12 protein-coding genes and 1 tRNA gene are annotated in these 15,541 nt (G+C 58.9%); 7 read left to right on the top strand and 6 right to left on the bottom strand.

Features of this window, described 5'->3' with window-relative positions:
* Window positions 1-58 precede the first annotated feature (58 nt).
* From CV013_RS05320 to alaS, 6 genes are all read left to right on the top strand, one after another.
* Window positions 59-1,555 carry a DUF4139 domain-containing protein gene (locus tag CV013_RS05320; RefSeq protein WP_102154216.1) on the top strand — a complete coding sequence of 499 codons (1,497 nt, stop codon included), beginning with the start codon at window positions 59-61 and terminating at the stop codon, window positions 1,553-1,555.
* Window positions 1,539-3,176, top strand: a complete 1,638-nt coding sequence (locus tag CV013_RS05315; protein WP_123639936.1) for a DUF4139 domain-containing protein — start codon at window positions 1,539-1,541, stop codon at window positions 3,174-3,176. Before CV013_RS05320 ends, CV013_RS05315 begins: the two co-directional genes overlap by 17 nt.
* Before the next feature lie 142 nt (window positions 3,177-3,318).
* A complete protein-coding gene (gene recA, locus CV013_RS05310; protein ID WP_102154214.1) occupies window positions 3,319-4,389 on the top strand; it encodes a recombinase RecA in 1,071 nt (356 codons plus the stop codon).
* Between the two features lie 245 nt (window positions 4,390-4,634).
* Entirely contained in the window at window positions 4,635-5,906 is a 1,272-nt protein-coding gene (locus CV013_RS05305) for a M24 family metallopeptidase (RefSeq protein WP_102154213.1), read from the top strand.
* Window positions 5,903-6,721 carry a class I SAM-dependent methyltransferase gene (locus CV013_RS05300; protein WP_102154212.1) on the top strand — a complete coding sequence of 273 codons (819 nt, stop codon included), beginning with the start codon at window positions 5,903-5,905 and terminating at the stop codon, window positions 6,719-6,721. The genes CV013_RS05305 and CV013_RS05300 overlap by 4 nt, the downstream gene beginning before the upstream one ends.
* A gap of 73 nt (window positions 6,722-6,794) precedes the next feature.
* Window positions 6,795-9,461, top strand: a complete 2,667-nt coding sequence (alaS, locus tag CV013_RS05295; RefSeq protein ID WP_102154211.1) for an alanine--tRNA ligase — start codon at window positions 6,795-6,797, stop codon at window positions 9,459-9,461.
* A gap of 44 nt (window positions 9,462-9,505) precedes the next feature.
* Here the strand turns inward: alaS and CV013_RS15515 are convergent, their stop codons facing one another.
* The 5 genes from CV013_RS15515 to cpdR all read right to left on the bottom strand — a co-directional run bounded on the left by CV013_RS15515 (window position 9,506) and on the right by cpdR (window position 13,490).
* Window positions 9,506-9,682, bottom strand: coding sequence for a hypothetical protein (locus CV013_RS15515; protein ID WP_157935733.1), 177 nt, complete (start codon window positions 9,680-9,682; stop codon window positions 9,506-9,508).
* A 46-nt stretch (window positions 9,683-9,728) separates the two neighbouring features.
* Complete coding sequence (locus tag CV013_RS05290) at window positions 9,729-11,489, bottom strand: cation:proton antiporter domain-containing protein (protein WP_102154210.1); 1,761 nt, start codon at window positions 11,487-11,489, stop codon at window positions 9,729-9,731.
* A gap of 130 nt (window positions 11,490-11,619) precedes the next feature.
* Window positions 11,620-12,840 carry an NADP-dependent isocitrate dehydrogenase gene (locus tag CV013_RS05285; RefSeq protein ID WP_102154549.1) on the bottom strand — a complete coding sequence of 407 codons (1,221 nt, stop codon included), beginning with the start codon at window positions 12,838-12,840 and terminating at the stop codon, window positions 11,620-11,622.
* 117 nt (window positions 12,841-12,957) lie between these two features.
* Window positions 12,958-13,032 (bottom strand) — tRNA-Val (locus CV013_RS05280).
* A gap of 68 nt (window positions 13,033-13,100) precedes the next feature.
* The gene (gene cpdR, locus CV013_RS05275) at window positions 13,101-13,490 is read right to left on the bottom strand and encodes a cell cycle two-component system response regulator CpdR (protein WP_102154209.1); all 390 of its coding nucleotides are present in this window, start codon (window positions 13,488-13,490) and stop codon (window positions 13,101-13,103) included.
* A gap of 95 nt (window positions 13,491-13,585) precedes the next feature.
* On the opposite strand from cpdR, the gene CV013_RS05270 reads away from it, so the two are divergent.
* Window positions 13,586-14,524, top strand: coding sequence for an N-formylglutamate amidohydrolase (locus CV013_RS05270; RefSeq protein WP_102154208.1), 939 nt, complete (start codon window positions 13,586-13,588; stop codon window positions 14,522-14,524).
* Between the two features lie 210 nt (window positions 14,525-14,734).
* Here CV013_RS05270 and CV013_RS05265 read toward each other — a convergent pair whose 3' ends face one another.
* Entirely contained in the window at window positions 14,735-15,532 is a 798-nt protein-coding gene (locus CV013_RS05265) for a SapC family protein (protein ID WP_102154207.1), read from the bottom strand.
* Window positions 15,533-15,541 lie beyond the last annotated feature (9 nt).

Here is a 15,541-nt window from a genome sequence, read left to right as displayed (position 1 = left end):
TGCCGCAATGTCGCTGCGGCAACGATACCGCTCATTCACCAGTCTTGGGGGAAGACACATGCGCTATTCCACTATCCTTGCGGCCACTGCGTTCGGCGCGCTCGCTACGGCCGCGCTGGCGCAGGATACGCCCGACGCCCCCAGCGCCCAGGGCGATCTGGCGGTGACGATTTATAACAACGATCAGGCGCTGGTGCAGGATGTACGCCAGCTCGATATCGCCAAAGGGCGCAGCCGGATCGAATTCCCCGATGTGTCCGCGCGTATCCGCCCGGAAACGCTCAGCTTCGCAGCTGACGGCGCGGGGATTATCGAACAAAATTTCGATTTCGACCTGCTCACCCCTGGCAAGTTGATGGAAAAGGCTATCGGGCAGACCATTACCTTGATCCGTACCAATCCGGCGACTGGCGCTGAAACCCGCGAGCGGGCCAAAGTGCTGAGCACCGCAGGCGGCGTAGTTGTGCAGATCGGGAATCGGATCGAGGTGCTGCGCGACGATGGCCTGCCTGTGCGCGCAGTGTTCGACCGGGTGCCGCCGAACTTACGTGCACGCCCGACACTCTCCGTCACAGTGGACAGCAATCGCGGTGGGCGCCGTCCGGCATCGATCCGCTACCTCACTGGCGGCCTTGGCTGGTCAGCCGATTATGTCGCGCTGTATGACGAAGGGAAAGGCACGATCGATATGCAGGGCTGGGTCACGCTGACCAACCAGACCGGCACAACATTTCACAATGCCGATACTGTGCTGGTTGCCGGTTCGCCGGGGTCGGGACAGTCGAACTATCGGCCGCGCCCCGTGCGACCGGCCACCACTCGCATGAGTCCGGGCACTGAGACTGCCAGCCGCGAACAGCTTGGCGATTTCTATCTCTATCCGCTGTCCGCGCGCACCACGATTGCCAATGCCCAGACCAAACAGGTGAGCTTCCTCGATGTGCAAGGCGTTGCTGCGCGTAAGATATATGCCCGCACAATCGGCTGGTTGAGTAACGAGGATTCCGCAGTCAACGTCGATAGCGCCATCGCGTTCTCCTCTTCCCGCGATCAGGGGCTGGGCGATGCTCTGCCCGCCGGGACGGTGCGGTTTTACCAGCGCGACCGGCAGGGCACGCCGCAATTCATCGGTGAAAACACGATAGGCCACACGCCGATGGGCAGCGATCTGACGCTGAAAACAGGTGACGCATTCGACGTTCTGGTTCAGGCCGAAGTGGAAAAGCGCGAGAAGATACCCTCCGCCGAATGGGAAAAGTCCAGCCGGTATCGTGTGATAAAGAATGGGCAAACTGTAACGGAGATCGAAAGCCAACGCGCGGTCGATTTCTGGCGCACGACGATGCGCTACACCTTCACCAATGCCAAATCGGTGCCGGTCGATGTCGATCTGACTCAGTCCGGGCTGGATCGCGGATTGTGGAGCCGTGACTATCGCGTGGTGAACGAAGATGTCGCGGGGGAGCAGGTCAACGCCGACCGCCGCACATATCATGTGACCGTGCCCGCCAACGGCAAGCGCGTGGTGCGCGTGACGTATGAGGCGCGATACTGAGGGGGCTGAGCGGGTGGCTATGCGCTTCCTGATACCTTCGGCACTGGCGATGGCGCTCGCGGCATCGCCAGTCGTCGCGCAGGCTCCACGCCCGGCGGTGGAAGCTTCGCCGCCGCAGCATCTGGCGGTGACTGTCTATCGCGATCCGCAGCGCGGGGCGGATCAGGCCATGAATCGCAACTGGCCGCGTGGCTTTGCAATGGTGAGCGAGACGCGCACCGTAACCCTGCCGCCGGGGGAATCGACTGTGCGTTTCGATGGTGTGGCGGAAGGGATGGTTGCCGTCAGCGCGATCGTCACCGGTCTGCCCGGCGGGACGATAGAGAAAAACCGCAACGCAGACCTGCTTAGCCCCGCCGCGCTGGTGGATGGTACTCTGGGCAACCGGGTGACGATTACCCGCACGAACCCGGCCACGGGCAAGGAAGTGTCGCAGGATGCCGTTGTCCGCACCCGTGCCGATGGGGGACTGGTACTGCAAACTGCCTCCGGATACGAAGCGGTGCGCTGCTCCGGCCTGCCGGAGAAGCTGGCGTTCGATAAAGTGCCCACGGGTCTTTCGCCCAATCCGGTTTTCAGCATCGATACGCGCTCGCCGCAGGGCGGAACATATACCGTTACGCTGACCTATCTTGCGTGGGGCTTCGACTGGCAGGCGCACTATGTTGCTACGCTGCGCGACAATGCGGCGGGGGGGAAAGCCACGCTGGCGCTGACCAGTTGGCTCACTTTGCTCAACGACAATGGTCAGTCTTTCCCCGATGCCGAGTTGATGGCGGTGGCTGGCACTCTCAGTGTGAAAAGCGATTATCGCCAACTGGCCGATCCGCCGCGTGGTAAGCCTCTCCAGCTTATGTGCTATCCGTTAGGCAGCACGGCGGAAGGGATGCCTGTAGATTACCCTGTCCCTCCGCCGCCACCCCCTCCGCCGCCAGCGCCGATGGCAATGGCAGCAGACGCGATCATGGTGACAGGTATGCGCCGGGCCAAGGCCGAGCTGGCCTCTGGTGCGGCGATGGTCGCTCAACAGGAAGAGCTGGGCGATCTGAAACTCTATCGCGTGCCCGAACCGGTGACCGTTGCTGCGAAGGGTATGAAACAGATTGCTTTCCTGCAGCGGGATTCGGTGAAAGCCGATGTGATCTATCGCGGGGACTGTACGCCCGACGATGCCACTGGCGATTCTGTGCCGCTGGAAATGCGGGTCGAAGCAGACAACGAAGAGAAGAACGGACTTGGCGTGCCGATGCCGATGGGCGGGATTACCGTGTTTGAACCTACGGGGGAGGGCACTCTGCTTCTCGGAGAAGACAGCTTGCGCGACTATACGAAGGGGGAGGAAGTCGCTTTCTCTCTCGGAGAGAGCGGCCAGATTCGGATGCAATGTGCGGTCAGCAAATCGAAGGCCGGCAATAAAGGCGAGACCAGTCAGATGCTTGCCGTGTTCACCAATGCCAATCGCGATGCTGTGAAAGTGCGGCTCGACCTGGGCGGGGCGGGCGAATGGACGGTGAAGCGCGGCACGAAGGCGCGGGTGAAGAATGGACGTCAGATCTACGAATTCACCGTTCCGGGCGGGGGGCAGGTTGAACGAAAGTGGACCGTTCGCGCTCGAAATTGAGTGCAAGCACATGAATATAATGGCATAATTTATTTCCTACAAAAATTTTGTTCCGCTCTTGTTCTTGTGGAACAAACCAGATACATAATCCTACAGTTGATGAGCGGGCTACGGCCCTAGGCAAACGACGGAGGCATGTGTCATGGCTGCAGCGAACCTGAAACTTGTGGAAGGCAAAGGCGTGGATACGGACCGTCAAAAGGCACTCGATGCCGCCCTCGCGCAGATTGATCGCGCGTTTGGTAAAGGCTCGGCTATGAAGCTCGGGCAGAAGGAAGCGATGCAGGTCGAAACGATTTCGACCGGCTCGCTGGGACTTGATATTGCACTGGGCGTCGGCGGCCTGCCGAAAGGCCGCGTGATCGAAGTATATGGTCCTGAAAGCTCGGGCAAGACTACGCTGGCGCTGCACGTGATTGCAGAGGCGCAGAAGGCGGGGGGCACGGCTGCCTTCGTCGATGCCGAACATGCTCTCGATCCGGTTTATGCGAAGAAGCTGGGCGTCGATATCGATGAACTGATCGTCTCTCAGCCCGATACCGGGGAACAGGCGCTCGAAATCACCGATACGCTGGTGCGCTCGAATGCGATCGATGTGCTGGTGGTCGATTCGGTCGCTGCGCTGGTCCCGCGGGCTGAAATCGAAGGTGAGATGGGGGATAGCCACGTCGGCCTCCAGGCTCGCTTGATGAGCCAGAGCCTGCGTAAACTGACAGGTTCCATCAACCGTTCGAAATGCATGGTGATCTTCATCAACCAGCTCCGCATGAAGATCGGTGTGATGTACGGTAACCCGGAAACGACTACCGGCGGTAACGCGCTGAAGTTCTACGCCTCTGTGCGCCTCGATATTCGCCGTACCGGCCAGATCAAGGATCGGGACGATATCATCGGCAATGCGACCCGCGTGAAGGTGGTCAAGAACAAGGTGGCCCCACCGTTCAAGCAGGTCGAATTCGATATCATGTATGGCGAAGGCATCTCGAAGATCGGCGAAATCCTCGATCTGGGCGTGAAGGCCGGACTGGTCGAAAAATCCGGCTCATGGTTCAGCTATGACTCGATCCGTATCGGGCAGGGCCGTGAAAACGCGAAAAAGTATCTGAAAGAGAATCCGGAAGTTTGCGACAAGTTGGAAGCTGCGATCCGTGGCCGGACCGACGCTGTCGCCGAGGAGATGATGACGGGTCCGGACGCGGACGACGAAGATTGATCCTCAATCGGGCGCGCCATACCCCACCCCCCGTCGCGCGCCCGACATACCTGGGAAACCGGTGCGAGCGTTCTCTCCTTTGCCGGAGGAACCCGCACCGGTTTTTCGTTGGAGGTACTCGTTATACTGTTCTGCACTGACCTGGCTGAAAGTCCGCTTCTGCCAGAAAACAGGCCCTTCCACCCGCACCTGCAAATGTGCATGTGTTGTGAACAGGCGTTGTGAGTTTTGGTAGTGGGGCAAATATGCAGATCAGTCGGCGCAAGGTGCTGGGGGCAAGTGCCTTCCTTGCCGGTTCAGCGAGTCTTGGGTTCCACTCCATCGCCCGGGCAATGGAAATCGACACATCGGCGCTGGCCCCGATCACCGGCAATGCCGAACCCATCGGGCGTGACGAGCGCGCAGCAAGGATTGAGCGCGCGCGCCGGTTGATGGCAGCAAACGATATCGCTGCGATCGTTCTCGAACCCGGATCGAGCATGGTCTATTTCACCGGTGTCCGCTGGTGGAGATCTGAACGCCTGACGGCGGCTGTGATCCCGGCAATGGGTATGCCGTTTATCGTCACTCCGTTTTTCGAACGACCTTCGGTTGCGGAATCGCTGGAAATCGATGCAGATATCCATGTCTGGCAGGAAGACGAGAGCCCAACTGAACTACTTGCCCGCCAGCTCAGGGCAATCGGGCTGGGCAAGTCTCGGATCGGAATCGAGGAAACTGTTCGCTTCTTCGCCAGCGACGGGTTGGCCCACGCCATGCCGGATGCGCGGATCGTTTCCGCCGATGCCGTAGTGCGGGGTTGCCGGATGCGGAAAACAGCGAACGAAATGGCGTTGATGCAAGCCGCATCCGATGTAACCAAAGCTGCCTATGAATGGGCTGTGCCGCAAATCCGGGCGGGCATGACCAATCGGCAGATTTCCGCTCTGATGGATGCCGCCACCCGCGCGCTGGGCGGGGCGCCCGAATTCTCGATGGTTTTGATCGACGAGGCATCGGCCTATCCCCACGGAACGGGGAAGCCGCAAGTCGTTCGTCCCGGTTCCACAGTGCTATTCGACTGTGGCTGTACAGTGGAAGATTATCAGTCGGATATTTCGCGCACGGTCTTTTTTGGTGAACCGGACCCTGCCGCGATGGCCACCTGGCATCTCGTTCGTGAAGGACAGGACACAGCATTCGCGGCTGCCCAACCCGGCCAGCCGGCGGGATCGGTCGACGATGCGGTGCGGGCGCTCTATGAAAGCAAGGGGTTGGGGCCGCGCTATCGATTGCCCGGCCTGTCGCATCGAACAGGGCATGGGATCGGGATGGATGGCCACGAGCCGGTCAATCTCGTTCACGGCGAAACGACACAGCTCGACATCGGTATGTGTTTTTCGAATGAGCCCGGCATTTATTATCCCGGCAGATTCGGTGTGCGACAGGAAGATTGTTTTTATATGACAGAGGAAGGTCCGCGTTGGTTCACCGAGCCACCTGCGGAACCGAACTTGTTATTTGGAGCCAGGCAATGACAGATGCATCCGAATGGAAGGGTGGAGTTGGTCGCAAATGGGCCAATGAATGGCGGCGTACCGATCGCAGCTTTTCCGGTTTGACCGAACGCCTTCTGGGGCGGGCAAGCGGCAATGGATTATCCCATGTGCTCGATATCGGATGTGGCGCGGGCGAACTGTCCCTCGCCATTGCGCGCGGACATCCGCAGTCGCAGGTGATCGGGATCGATATTAGCGAAGATTTGCTCTCGGTTGCTCGCGAACGCGGCGCGCATCTGGGCAACGTTACCTTTGAGCACGGCGATGCCGCGGTATGGTGTAAAGACAGCTTCCGACCCGATCGTCTCATATCCCGCCACGGGGTGATGTTTTTCCCCGATCCGGTGGCCGCCTTCACTCACCTTCATGCCATATCGGCAGATGATGCCGGGCTATTTTTCTCCTGCTTTCGCTCACCCGCCGAAAATCCGTGGGCGAGCGGAATCGCCTCGTTGCAACCGGGGGGGAAGCAGCCGCCACCCTCCGGTGGACCGGGTCCATTTGCTTTTGCCGATAAAGATCGTGTCTATGCAATCCTGAGCACGGCAGGTTGGCGCGAAATCGAATTCGAATCGTTCGATTATGCCTATATCGCCGGTTATGGCGACGACCCGGTGGAAGATGCATTGGAGTATCTGTCGACTATTGGTCCGGCAGCTCGGATCATTGCGGAACTCAGCGAAACGGAAAAGGCTGCCTTTATCGAGCGGCTGCGGGGATATTTGCGCGACCATCGGTCGGGCAAGGTTGTGGCATTCCCCGGTGCTGCATGGATCGTTTCAGCGACGCACTGATCACTGCTGCCGTTCACAAAAGACACGCGAATACGCTTGTGGCGCGCGCGCGCAGCAACTAACTGCCCATGTCATGACGTCGACCAACGAAATCCGCCGCAGCTTCCTCGATTATTTTACCGGTGCCGGGCACCGCGAAGTGCCGAGCGCACCGCTGGTGCCTTATAACGATCCGACGCTGATGTTCGTCAACGCCGGGATGGTGCCGTTTAAAAACGTGTTCACCGGGCTGGAAACGCCGCCTGAACCGACTGCGACCAGCAGCCAGAAGTGTGTGCGCGCCGGTGGGAAACACAACGATCTGGATAACGTGGGCTATACCGCCCGCCATCATACGTTCTTTGAAATGCTCGGCAATTTCAGTTTTGGCGACTATTTCAAGGAACAGGCGATTACCCATGCCTGGACTTTGTTGACCAAAGAATGGGGTATTCCGGCCGAAAAGCTGACCGCCACGGTTTATCACACCGATGACGAGGCGTTCGACCTGTGGCGCAAGATCAGCGGCCTTCCGGAAGAGCGGATTATCCGCATTCCTACGAAGGACAATTTCTGGGCAATGGGCGACGATGGCCCATGTGGTCCGTGTTCCGAGGTGTTCTACGATCACGGCGACCATATCTTCGGCGGCCCTCCCGGCAGCCCCGATGAAGACGGCGACCGTTTTGTCGAAATCTGGAATCTGGTGTTCATGCAATATGAACAGGCGGGCGGTGAAATCGTCTCCGACTTGCCTAAGCCCAGCATCGACACCGGCATGGGACTGGAACGGATTGCGGCCGTCTTGCAGGGTGTTCACGACAACTACGATATCGATACGTTCAAGCAACTGATTGGTGCGAGTGAAAGCCTGACCGGCGTGAAGGCGGAAGGCGAGCAAACTGCCAGCCATCGCGTTATCGCGGATCACTTGCGCTCTACCAGCTTTCTGCTGGCCGACGGAGTTCTGCCGTCTAATGAAGGGCGTGGATATGTGTTGCGGCGGATCATGCGCCGGGCGATGCGCCATGCCCATCTGCTGGGAGCGAAAGAGCCATTGATGCATCGTCTGGTTCCTGCACTGGTGACCGAGATGGGGCAGGCTTATCCTGAACTCGGGCGTGCTCAGCCGCTGATCGAAGAAACGCTGGAGCGTGAGGAGACCCAGTTCCGCCGCACTTTGGAAAAGGGTCTTGGTCTTCTGGACGACGCGGCCGGCGGAATGAGCGAAGGCGATAGTCTCGATGGAGAAACTGCGTTCAAGCTCTACGATACATATGGTTTCCCTTACGATCTGACTGAAGATGCGCTCCGCAGTCGTGGGATTGCAGTCGATCGCGAAGGGTTCGATGCGGCGATGGCGCGGCAGAAAGCTGCGGCGCGGGCGGCATGGAAGGGTAGCGGGCAGGCTGCCGACAGCGAGATCTGGTTCGATATTGCCGATCGTGAAGGCAGCACCGAATTCACCGGGTACTCCTCTACCGAAGGCGAAGGGTGTGTCGTCGCGCTAGTTAAGGACGGTGCCGAAGTAACAAGCGCCGATGCGGGCGATTCAGTGATAGTGCTCGTCAATCAGACCCCGTTCTATGGTGAGAGCGGCGGTCAGGCGGGTGATGCCGGGTCGATTTCCACACCGGAAGGGCTGATGATTGCGGTAAGCGATACCATCAAGCCGCTTGGCCGCCTCCATGCCCATGAAGGCAAGGTCGAAGCCGGCTCGATTAAGGTCGGCGATACGGTGCGTTTGTCGGTCAATGTTGAGCGGCGAGACCGTATCCGGGCCAATCACTCTGCGACCCATCTGGTCCATGCTGCGCTCCGCAATCGGCTTGGCGACCATGTGACCCAGAAGGGATCGCTGGTGGCAGAAGATCGCCTGCGGTTCGATTTCTCGCATCCCAAGGCGTTAAGCGATGAAGACATCGCAGCGATTGAGGCAGAGGTGAACGCTGAAATTCGCGCTAACGATCCGGTGGTCACCCGATTGATGACGCCGGATGACGCAATCGCCGCAGGGGCGATGGCTCTGTTTGGAGAGAAATACGGCGACGAAGTGCGCGTCCTTTCGATGGGGCGCAATGATTCCGAAGGGCGCAATTACTCGGTAGAGCTTTGTGGTGGCACTCATGTTCGCGCCACCGGAGATATCGGGCTGTTTCGCATTGTCTCCGAAACGGCGGTTAGTTCTGGTGTGCGCCGGATCGAAGCGTTGACCGGTGAAGCCGCCCGGCAGTGGCTGGTCGGGCGCGAGGATGCCTTGAAGTCAGTTGCCGGGGCGCTCAAAACATCCGTGGACGAAGTGGCCGATCGCGTTGCAGCGTTGGTTTCTGAGCGGAAACAGCTCGAACGGGAACTTGCCGATGCCAAAAAGGAGCTGGCCCTTGGCGGCGGGGGATCGAGCGCTGGCCCGGTCGATGAAGATGTCGGTGGAGTGAAGTTCAGCGGTCAGGCGATCGATGGACTGGAAGCCAAAGAGCTGCGCGGACTGCTCGATGAAGCGAAGAAACGCATGGGATCCGGCGTTGCGGCGATCTGTGCGATCAACGACGGGAAGGCTGCATTCGCGGTTGCCGTCACCGATGATCTGACCGACCGGTTCAGTGCCGTCGATCTGGTGCGTGCCGGTGTGGAAGCACTTGGCGGCAAAGGTGGCGGAGGCCGACCGGATATGGCGCAGGGCGGCGGCCCCGATGGCAGCAAAGCAGAAGAGGCGCTGACCGCAGTGCGTCGCATATTGGCCGGGGCAACGCCCGCGACCTGATCTGCTTGCACGAGTTCAGCGCATCCCTGTAATTTAGGGGCGGATCATCCGCGTCGATTGCTTGAATTGCGGGTTTCCACTTCGCTGCCTCGCGGCGTGTCGGTGGTACGGGTGTTATGCCCCGTGCGTTGCGGGCCATTGATGGCGCCGTGGTTCTCGCCAACCTGATTCTGCGGCTTTTGGCTGGGGGCTGCCTTTGGGTGCTGTTTGGCGTCGCTCATCGTTATCTCCTCTCGGTTTAAGGGAATAACGAGCGAGCGGCGCAATCTATCCCGATTCTGCAACCGAAGTCCGCAGTTTAGGCTTGTGCTCCAACTGAGCCTCGCGCTGAATCTGGCTGCGGAATTCGTCGCGCTTTTCGTGAATGGAGGCAATCACAGGCCCCATCGCAACACCCAGATCGACCAGCAGAGCCTCCGACAATTGAAGCGAGCTTTCCAGCGTTTCCGGCACCGCGTGGGTCGCACCTGCCCGATAGAGATCGGTGGCGTGGGTCAGATCGCGTGCGCGGGATATAATCGTCAGGTTTGGGTGCGATTTACGCAGCTTGGTAGTCAGACGATGGGCCAGAACAGGCTCGTCCATTGTCAGGATGATTGCCAGCGCATGATCGATCCCGAGCCGTTCCAGCGCGTGACCATGAGATGCATCGCCAAATGTCGCATGGTATCCCTTGCGCTTCGCTCGTGCGATCAGGTCGGCATCGGAATCGATTGCCACGTACGGTTTGCCATGCATGTCAAGCATATCCGCCACGAGGCGTCCCACGCGGCCGATGCCAACGATGATCACTCGAGGTACGCCGCGATCCTCCACCGCCATTTCCGGCACGGGATCGACCTGCCTCCCGATAATGCGACCCAACCGGGCCAAAAGGGGAGTAACGGTGAGGCCGATGGCAGTAACGATCTGCCAGAATTGTGCGGTGCCGGGCTGAATCAACAAGGCGGCGCTGGCTGCGCTCAGCACGATTAGCGTCGTTTCACTGGGGCTTGCCATCAATACGCCGGTTTCCGCAGCCGTACTACGCCGGGCACCCATCATCCGCAGCAAAACCCCGGTGACGCAGGCCTTGAAGGTCAGCACAGCGACGACAGCCAGTGCCAACGTCCACAGGTTGCTCCAGATGGTGGCGAGATCGATGCTCATCCCAACGGTGATGAGAAATATCCCGAGCGCAAGCCCTTTGAAGGGCTCCATGATTTCTTCGACTTCCGTGCTGTATTCGGTCTCGGCGATCAGTAGTCCGGCGATTAGCGCCCCCACGATCGGAGAGAGCCCGGTAACGGCTGTGGCGAGGCTTGCTCCGATAACCACGAGCAAACTGGCGGCCAGAAACAGTTCGGGGCTTTTGGTACGTGCTGCCTGAGCAAACAGACGGGGCAGGGCGATCCGACCGAGAACCAGGAGGGCTACCACGACAAGGCCGCCTTTCCACAATGTTCCAAGAAGGCCGCCCCATCCCGCTTCCCCTGCATAGGGCGCCATTGCGCCGAGCATGAAAATGATAGGCACAATCGCAATATCTTCGAACAGTAACATCGACAGCGCTGCGCGCCCCACCGGGCTGGTTGTGCCGGAAATGGGGAGAACGATTGCCGTTGAACTGAGCGCCAGCGCCAGTCCGAGGCCGAGTGCGCCGGTCCAAAATTGCCCAAGCATCATCAGGAAGATAGCCAGCAGGCTGCCCGTTATCGTCAGCTCGAGTGCGCCGAGACCGAACACGAGTTTCCGCATGGTCCACAGCCGCTTGAAAGACAGTTCCAGCCCGATCGTGAACAGCAGCAGGATGATGCCGAATTCCGCGAATGGCTCCAAGCCCTTGGGGTCGGTTATCGTGAAATGGTTCAGCCAGGGATATTCATACACCAGCTTGCCCAACCCGAACGGGCCGACTGCAATGCCGATCAGAATGAACCCGATCACAGGCGTGATGCGGAAGCGGTGGAACACAGGGATGACAATCCCTGCCGCGCCGAGAATCACCAGCGCGTCGGACAGCATGGGGGTGTTTAGTTCGGCGGACATTCGGTTCACCTATCGGCGTAAGCATCGATTGTCACGGACCGGAGCGCGGTGAGACGTTTCCTGCAAGGATATGAAAAAGGCCCCCGAATATCCGGGGGCCTTCTATTCCGTTGACGATTGGAGAAAAAGATCAGGCCCAGTTGGCCATTTCCTTTTCGAGGTTATTCACAATCGCTTCGAAGAATTGTTCGGTGGTCAACCACGACTGGCCCGGCCCGATCAGCAGCGCGAGGTCTTTGGTCATCTGACCGCTCTCAACTGTCTTGATGCAGACCTGCTCCAGCGTTTCGGCGAACTTCACCACTTCAGGGGTGTCGTCGAACTTGCCGCGATACATCAGCCCGCGCGTCCAGGCGAAAATACTGGCGATCGGGTTGGTGCTGGTCGCCTTGCCCTGCTGGTGCTGGCGATAGTGGCGGGTGACGGTGCCGTGAGCGGCTTCCGCTTCGACGGTCTTGCCGTCGGGCGCCATCAGCACAGATGTCATCAGGCCGAGCGAGCCGAAGCCCTGTGCGACGATGTCCGACTGCACGTCGCCGTCGTAGTTCTTACATGCCCAGATGAACTTGCCGTTCCACTTCAGTGCCGAAGCGACCATATCGTCGATCAGGCGGTGTTCGTAGGTCAGGCCTTTCTTTTCGAACTGAGGCTTGAATTCGGTGTCGAATACATCCTGGAACAGATCCTTGAAGCGGCCATCGTAGGCCTTGAGGATCGTGTTCTTCGTCGAAAGATACACGGGCCATCCACGGTCAAGGCCGTAGTTAAAGCTGGCGCGGGCGAAATCGCGGATCGAATCGTCGAGGTTGTACATCGCCATGGCGACGCCGCTTGATGGGAAGTCGAATACATCGAGATCGATGTTCTTGCCGTCTTCGCCTTCGAATACGAGGCGCAGCTTGCCCTTGCCCGGAATCAGTGTGTCGGTCGCCTTGTACTGGTCACCGAATGCGTGGCGGCCGACAACGATGGGGTCGGTCCATCCGGGCACCAGCCGCGGCACATTGTCGATCACGATGGGTTCGCGGAAGACGACCCCGCCCAGAATATTGCGGATCGTGCCGTTGGGGCTCTTCCACATTTTCTTGAGGCCGAATTCTTCGACGCGCGCTTCGTCAGGTGTGATCGTGGCGCATTTCACGCCGACGCCATGTTCCTTGATCGCGTTGGCGGCATCGACGGTGATCTGATCGTCGGTTTCGTCGCGTTTCTCGATCGAAAGATCGTAATACCGGAGGTCGATGTCGAGATAGGGCTGAATCAGCCGCTCGCGAATCCACTGCCAGATAATGCGGGTCATCTCGTCGCCGTCGATTTCGACGACCGGGTTCTTCACCTTGATCTTGGCCATGTTCATCCTGTTCGTATGAGAGTTTGCCGCGCTTTAGCAGCTAGACGCGCAGGTGCAAGGTGGGGGCTGGAAACACGAAAGGCGCCGCTTGCGCGACGCCTTTTGCGAAAGGTCCGATGGTGGGCGTAGCAAGGATTGAACTTGCGACCCCTACGATGTCAACATAGTGCTCTACCACTGAGCTATACGCCCGCACTATCGGACAACCGCTTGTGCGGCGAGGCGGCCATGTAGCGAGTGCGGCGCGCCTGTGCAAGAGGTCAAAGACTCGCTTGTGCTTCCCCGGCGAAAACACGGTCCACTTCCATCACAAGATCGCGGAGATGGAATGGTTTGGAGAGCACTTTTGCCTGCGGCTGCTCGCGACTCGCACGCAATGTGACTGCTGCAAATCCGGTAATGAACATAACTTTTGTCCGCGGGGCGATCTCATTGCACCGCTGGGCAAGCTCGATCCCGTCCATTTCCGGCATCACAATGTCAGACAGAAGCAGGTCGAAATCGCCATTCTGAAGGTGGGGTATCGCCGCCGTTCCCCGGTCGACAGCGAGAACTTCATAATCGGCTTTCTCCAGCGCGCGCACCAGATAGGTACGCATCGCATCGTCGTCTTCAGCCAGGAGAATCTTGATTTTCCGCAGTTCGGTCATGCGGTTCGTATAGCGGAGAGCACTTAAGAAATCTTATGCGTTTGTCGTTCCCACCTGTTTTGACATGCCTTCCGCGTGGGAGCATTCTAGTTTTGATGAACGATATAAACGATCACACAGGCGAATCGGGCGGATATATTCCAGGAAGTGATGGTAAGCGGGCGTTCGTTCTAACGGGCATAACACAGACCCCTTTGCCTGTATTGATATCGGTGCCGCATGCCGGGCGCGATTATCCTGAGCAATTGTTGGCCAAAATGCGCCGTTCCGCTCAGACAACGCTGCGTCTCGAAGATCGCTATGTCGATCTCATTGGCCGGACTGTGGCAGAGCAGACCGGAGCGGCGTTGCTATGGGCATACGCACCGCGGGCGATGATCGATCTCAATCGGGCAACAGACGATATGGATTGGAGCATGGTGTCTGGTGGGGCCAGAGACGAGGCACGGCATTCGCTTGCCAATCGTCGTTCGCGAAGTGGGTTGGGGTTAGTGCCACGCCGGTTGGCCGGAATTGGCGAGATCTGGAGCGGACCGATTGAGCGCGCCGAACTGGATTCACGGATCGCTGATATCCACCAACCTTATCATGCGGCACTTGGGCGTTCGCTGGATTTGATTCGCGATCGTTGGGGAGCGGCCCTACTGATCGATCTCCATTCAATGCCGCCATTGCGACCGCGCCACCCCGGTGAGCGGACGGCCGAGTTTGTCATAGGCGACAGGTTTGGAGCAAGTTGCGATCCGGGGATCGTTGCGACCGCGCTCGACTATTTTGGTCAGCATGGCCGTTTGGTTGCACACAACCGGCCCTATGCTGGTGGTTATGTGCTTGATCGTCACGCCCTGCCGGCGCGGGGAATACACGCAATTCAGATCGAGATTTGCCGCTCCAGCTACCTTGATTCGCATCTCAGCGAGCCGTCCGTTCGTATGAACGGGGTCGCGCGACTGGTGGCTGGGCTGGTGAGTCAACTGGCAGGGCAAATTGCCGAACTGGGGCGCGGCTCTGCGATCCCGCTTGCCGCCGAATAAAATCGTAGGCCCATAAAAAACCACCTCGTGCAAATGCACGAGGTGGCCAAGGTTCAGGGAGGAGGTGCATCATGATGCACCTGCCGGACCGGCCATGAGGGAAGCGCGATCCGGTATTGGGAAGATAGGCTCTGATCGGGGCCAGTTCAACCCTCATCCAATCGCGCGGGCAGGGCGTTTGGCCGTGCCCGCGCAGTTGGAATATGAAAATCAGGATGCTGGCGTTTCGGCCGGGTTGAGCGCAGTTGGCTGCGGCACTTTGCCCTGGCCCATCTGCATTCCGAAGATCACGCGCATAAGATCGAGCGAGAAAAGGTGGGCATGGAGCAGAGGAAGGAGGCCGTTCTTGGTCCATTCGCTGAGTACATCGCCACTCAGTTCGCGCAGCTTTTCCTCGTTGATCATCTGGAAACCGCGATACACGAAGGGCTGATCGGGCTTGGAGTTGTCGGTGATAGCGATTTCACCTTCCATCAGCAGATCGTGCTTCTTGATTTCTTCGATGAAAGCCTGGGTGCGCGCGCCAGCCTGTTCAAACTGTTCGCAGAAGTTGAGGATACCTTCCACGGTGGGGGCCGGTTTACCCTGATCGTCGAACAGAATTTCACCTTCGCTGAAGTCACCGATCACGCCTGCGGTCGGATCGAAGCAAAGCGAGAGTTCTTCTGCATCGGGGGTAAGGCGGGCGAGCATAAAGGGATAACGGCGGACATAAGCCGGAATATAAACGGGGTCGGTGACTTTGCCGTTTTCGTCGACAAATACGTTTACACCTTCGTTGAGGCCCATCAGCGCAAGCGGAACAGGGTTTTCGCCCGAGCTGAAAACGATGGGGTAGTCGCGCTGAGTCTGCACGAACTCATCTACCGTCAGCGGGATGGCGTGCTGACCGGAAAGCCATTTGAGCGATTCGATCTGTTTTGCGCGCCACTTGGCGTGGTCGCGGCTGTTCAGCGGCATCAGGTCATTGTAAAACAAAGGCAGGTTGGTTTCGGGCGCAGTGGCCATCGGACATCT

Origin of the sequence: Tsuneonella flava, assembly GCF_002870965.1 — a bacterium.
Lineage (GTDB): Bacteria > Pseudomonadota > Alphaproteobacteria > Sphingomonadales > Sphingomonadaceae > Tsuneonella > Tsuneonella flava.
Note: the sequence above shows the minus strand (reverse complement) of the source record. Positions and strands in the feature narration are given on the sequence as shown.

Bases quoted from the DNA above. Each gene is read 5' to 3' on its own strand.
- CV013_RS05300 (WP_102154212.1), top strand. From the start codon at position 5,903: ATGACAGATGCATCCGAATGGAAGGGTGGAGTTGGTCGCAAATGGGCC.
- alaS (WP_102154211.1), top strand. From the start codon at position 6,795: ATGACGTCGACCAACGAAATCCGCCGCAGCTTCCTCGATTATTTTACC.
- CV013_RS05290 (WP_102154210.1), bottom strand. From the start codon at position 11,489: ATGTCCGCCGAACTAAACACCCCCATGCTGTCCGACGCGCTGGTGATT.
- CV013_RS05315 (WP_123639936.1), top strand. From the start codon at position 1,539: ATGAGGCGCGATACTGAGGGGGCTGAGCGGGTGGCTATGCGCTTCCTG.
- CV013_RS05305 (WP_102154213.1), top strand. From the start codon at position 4,635: ATGCAGATCAGTCGGCGCAAGGTGCTGGGGGCAAGTGCCTTCCTTGCC.
- CV013_RS15515 (WP_157935733.1), bottom strand. From the start codon at position 9,682: ATGAGCGACGCCAAACAGCACCCAAAGGCAGCCCCCAGCCAAAAGCCG.
- CV013_RS05285 (WP_102154549.1), bottom strand. From the start codon at position 12,840: ATGGCCAAGATCAAGGTGAAGAACCCGGTCGTCGAAATCGACGGCGAC.
- CV013_RS05320 (WP_102154216.1), top strand. From the start codon at position 59: ATGCGCTATTCCACTATCCTTGCGGCCACTGCGTTCGGCGCGCTCGCT.
- CV013_RS05270 (WP_102154208.1), top strand. From the start codon at position 13,586: ATGAACGATATAAACGATCACACAGGCGAATCGGGCGGATATATTCCA.
- recA (WP_102154214.1), top strand. From the start codon at position 3,319: ATGGCTGCAGCGAACCTGAAACTTGTGGAAGGCAAAGGCGTGGATACG.
- cpdR (WP_102154209.1), bottom strand. From the start codon at position 13,490: ATGACCGAACTGCGGAAAATCAAGATTCTCCTGGCTGAAGACGACGAT.
- CV013_RS05265 (WP_102154207.1), bottom strand. From the start codon at position 15,532: ATGGCCACTGCGCCCGAAACCAACCTGCCTTTGTTTTACAATGACCTG.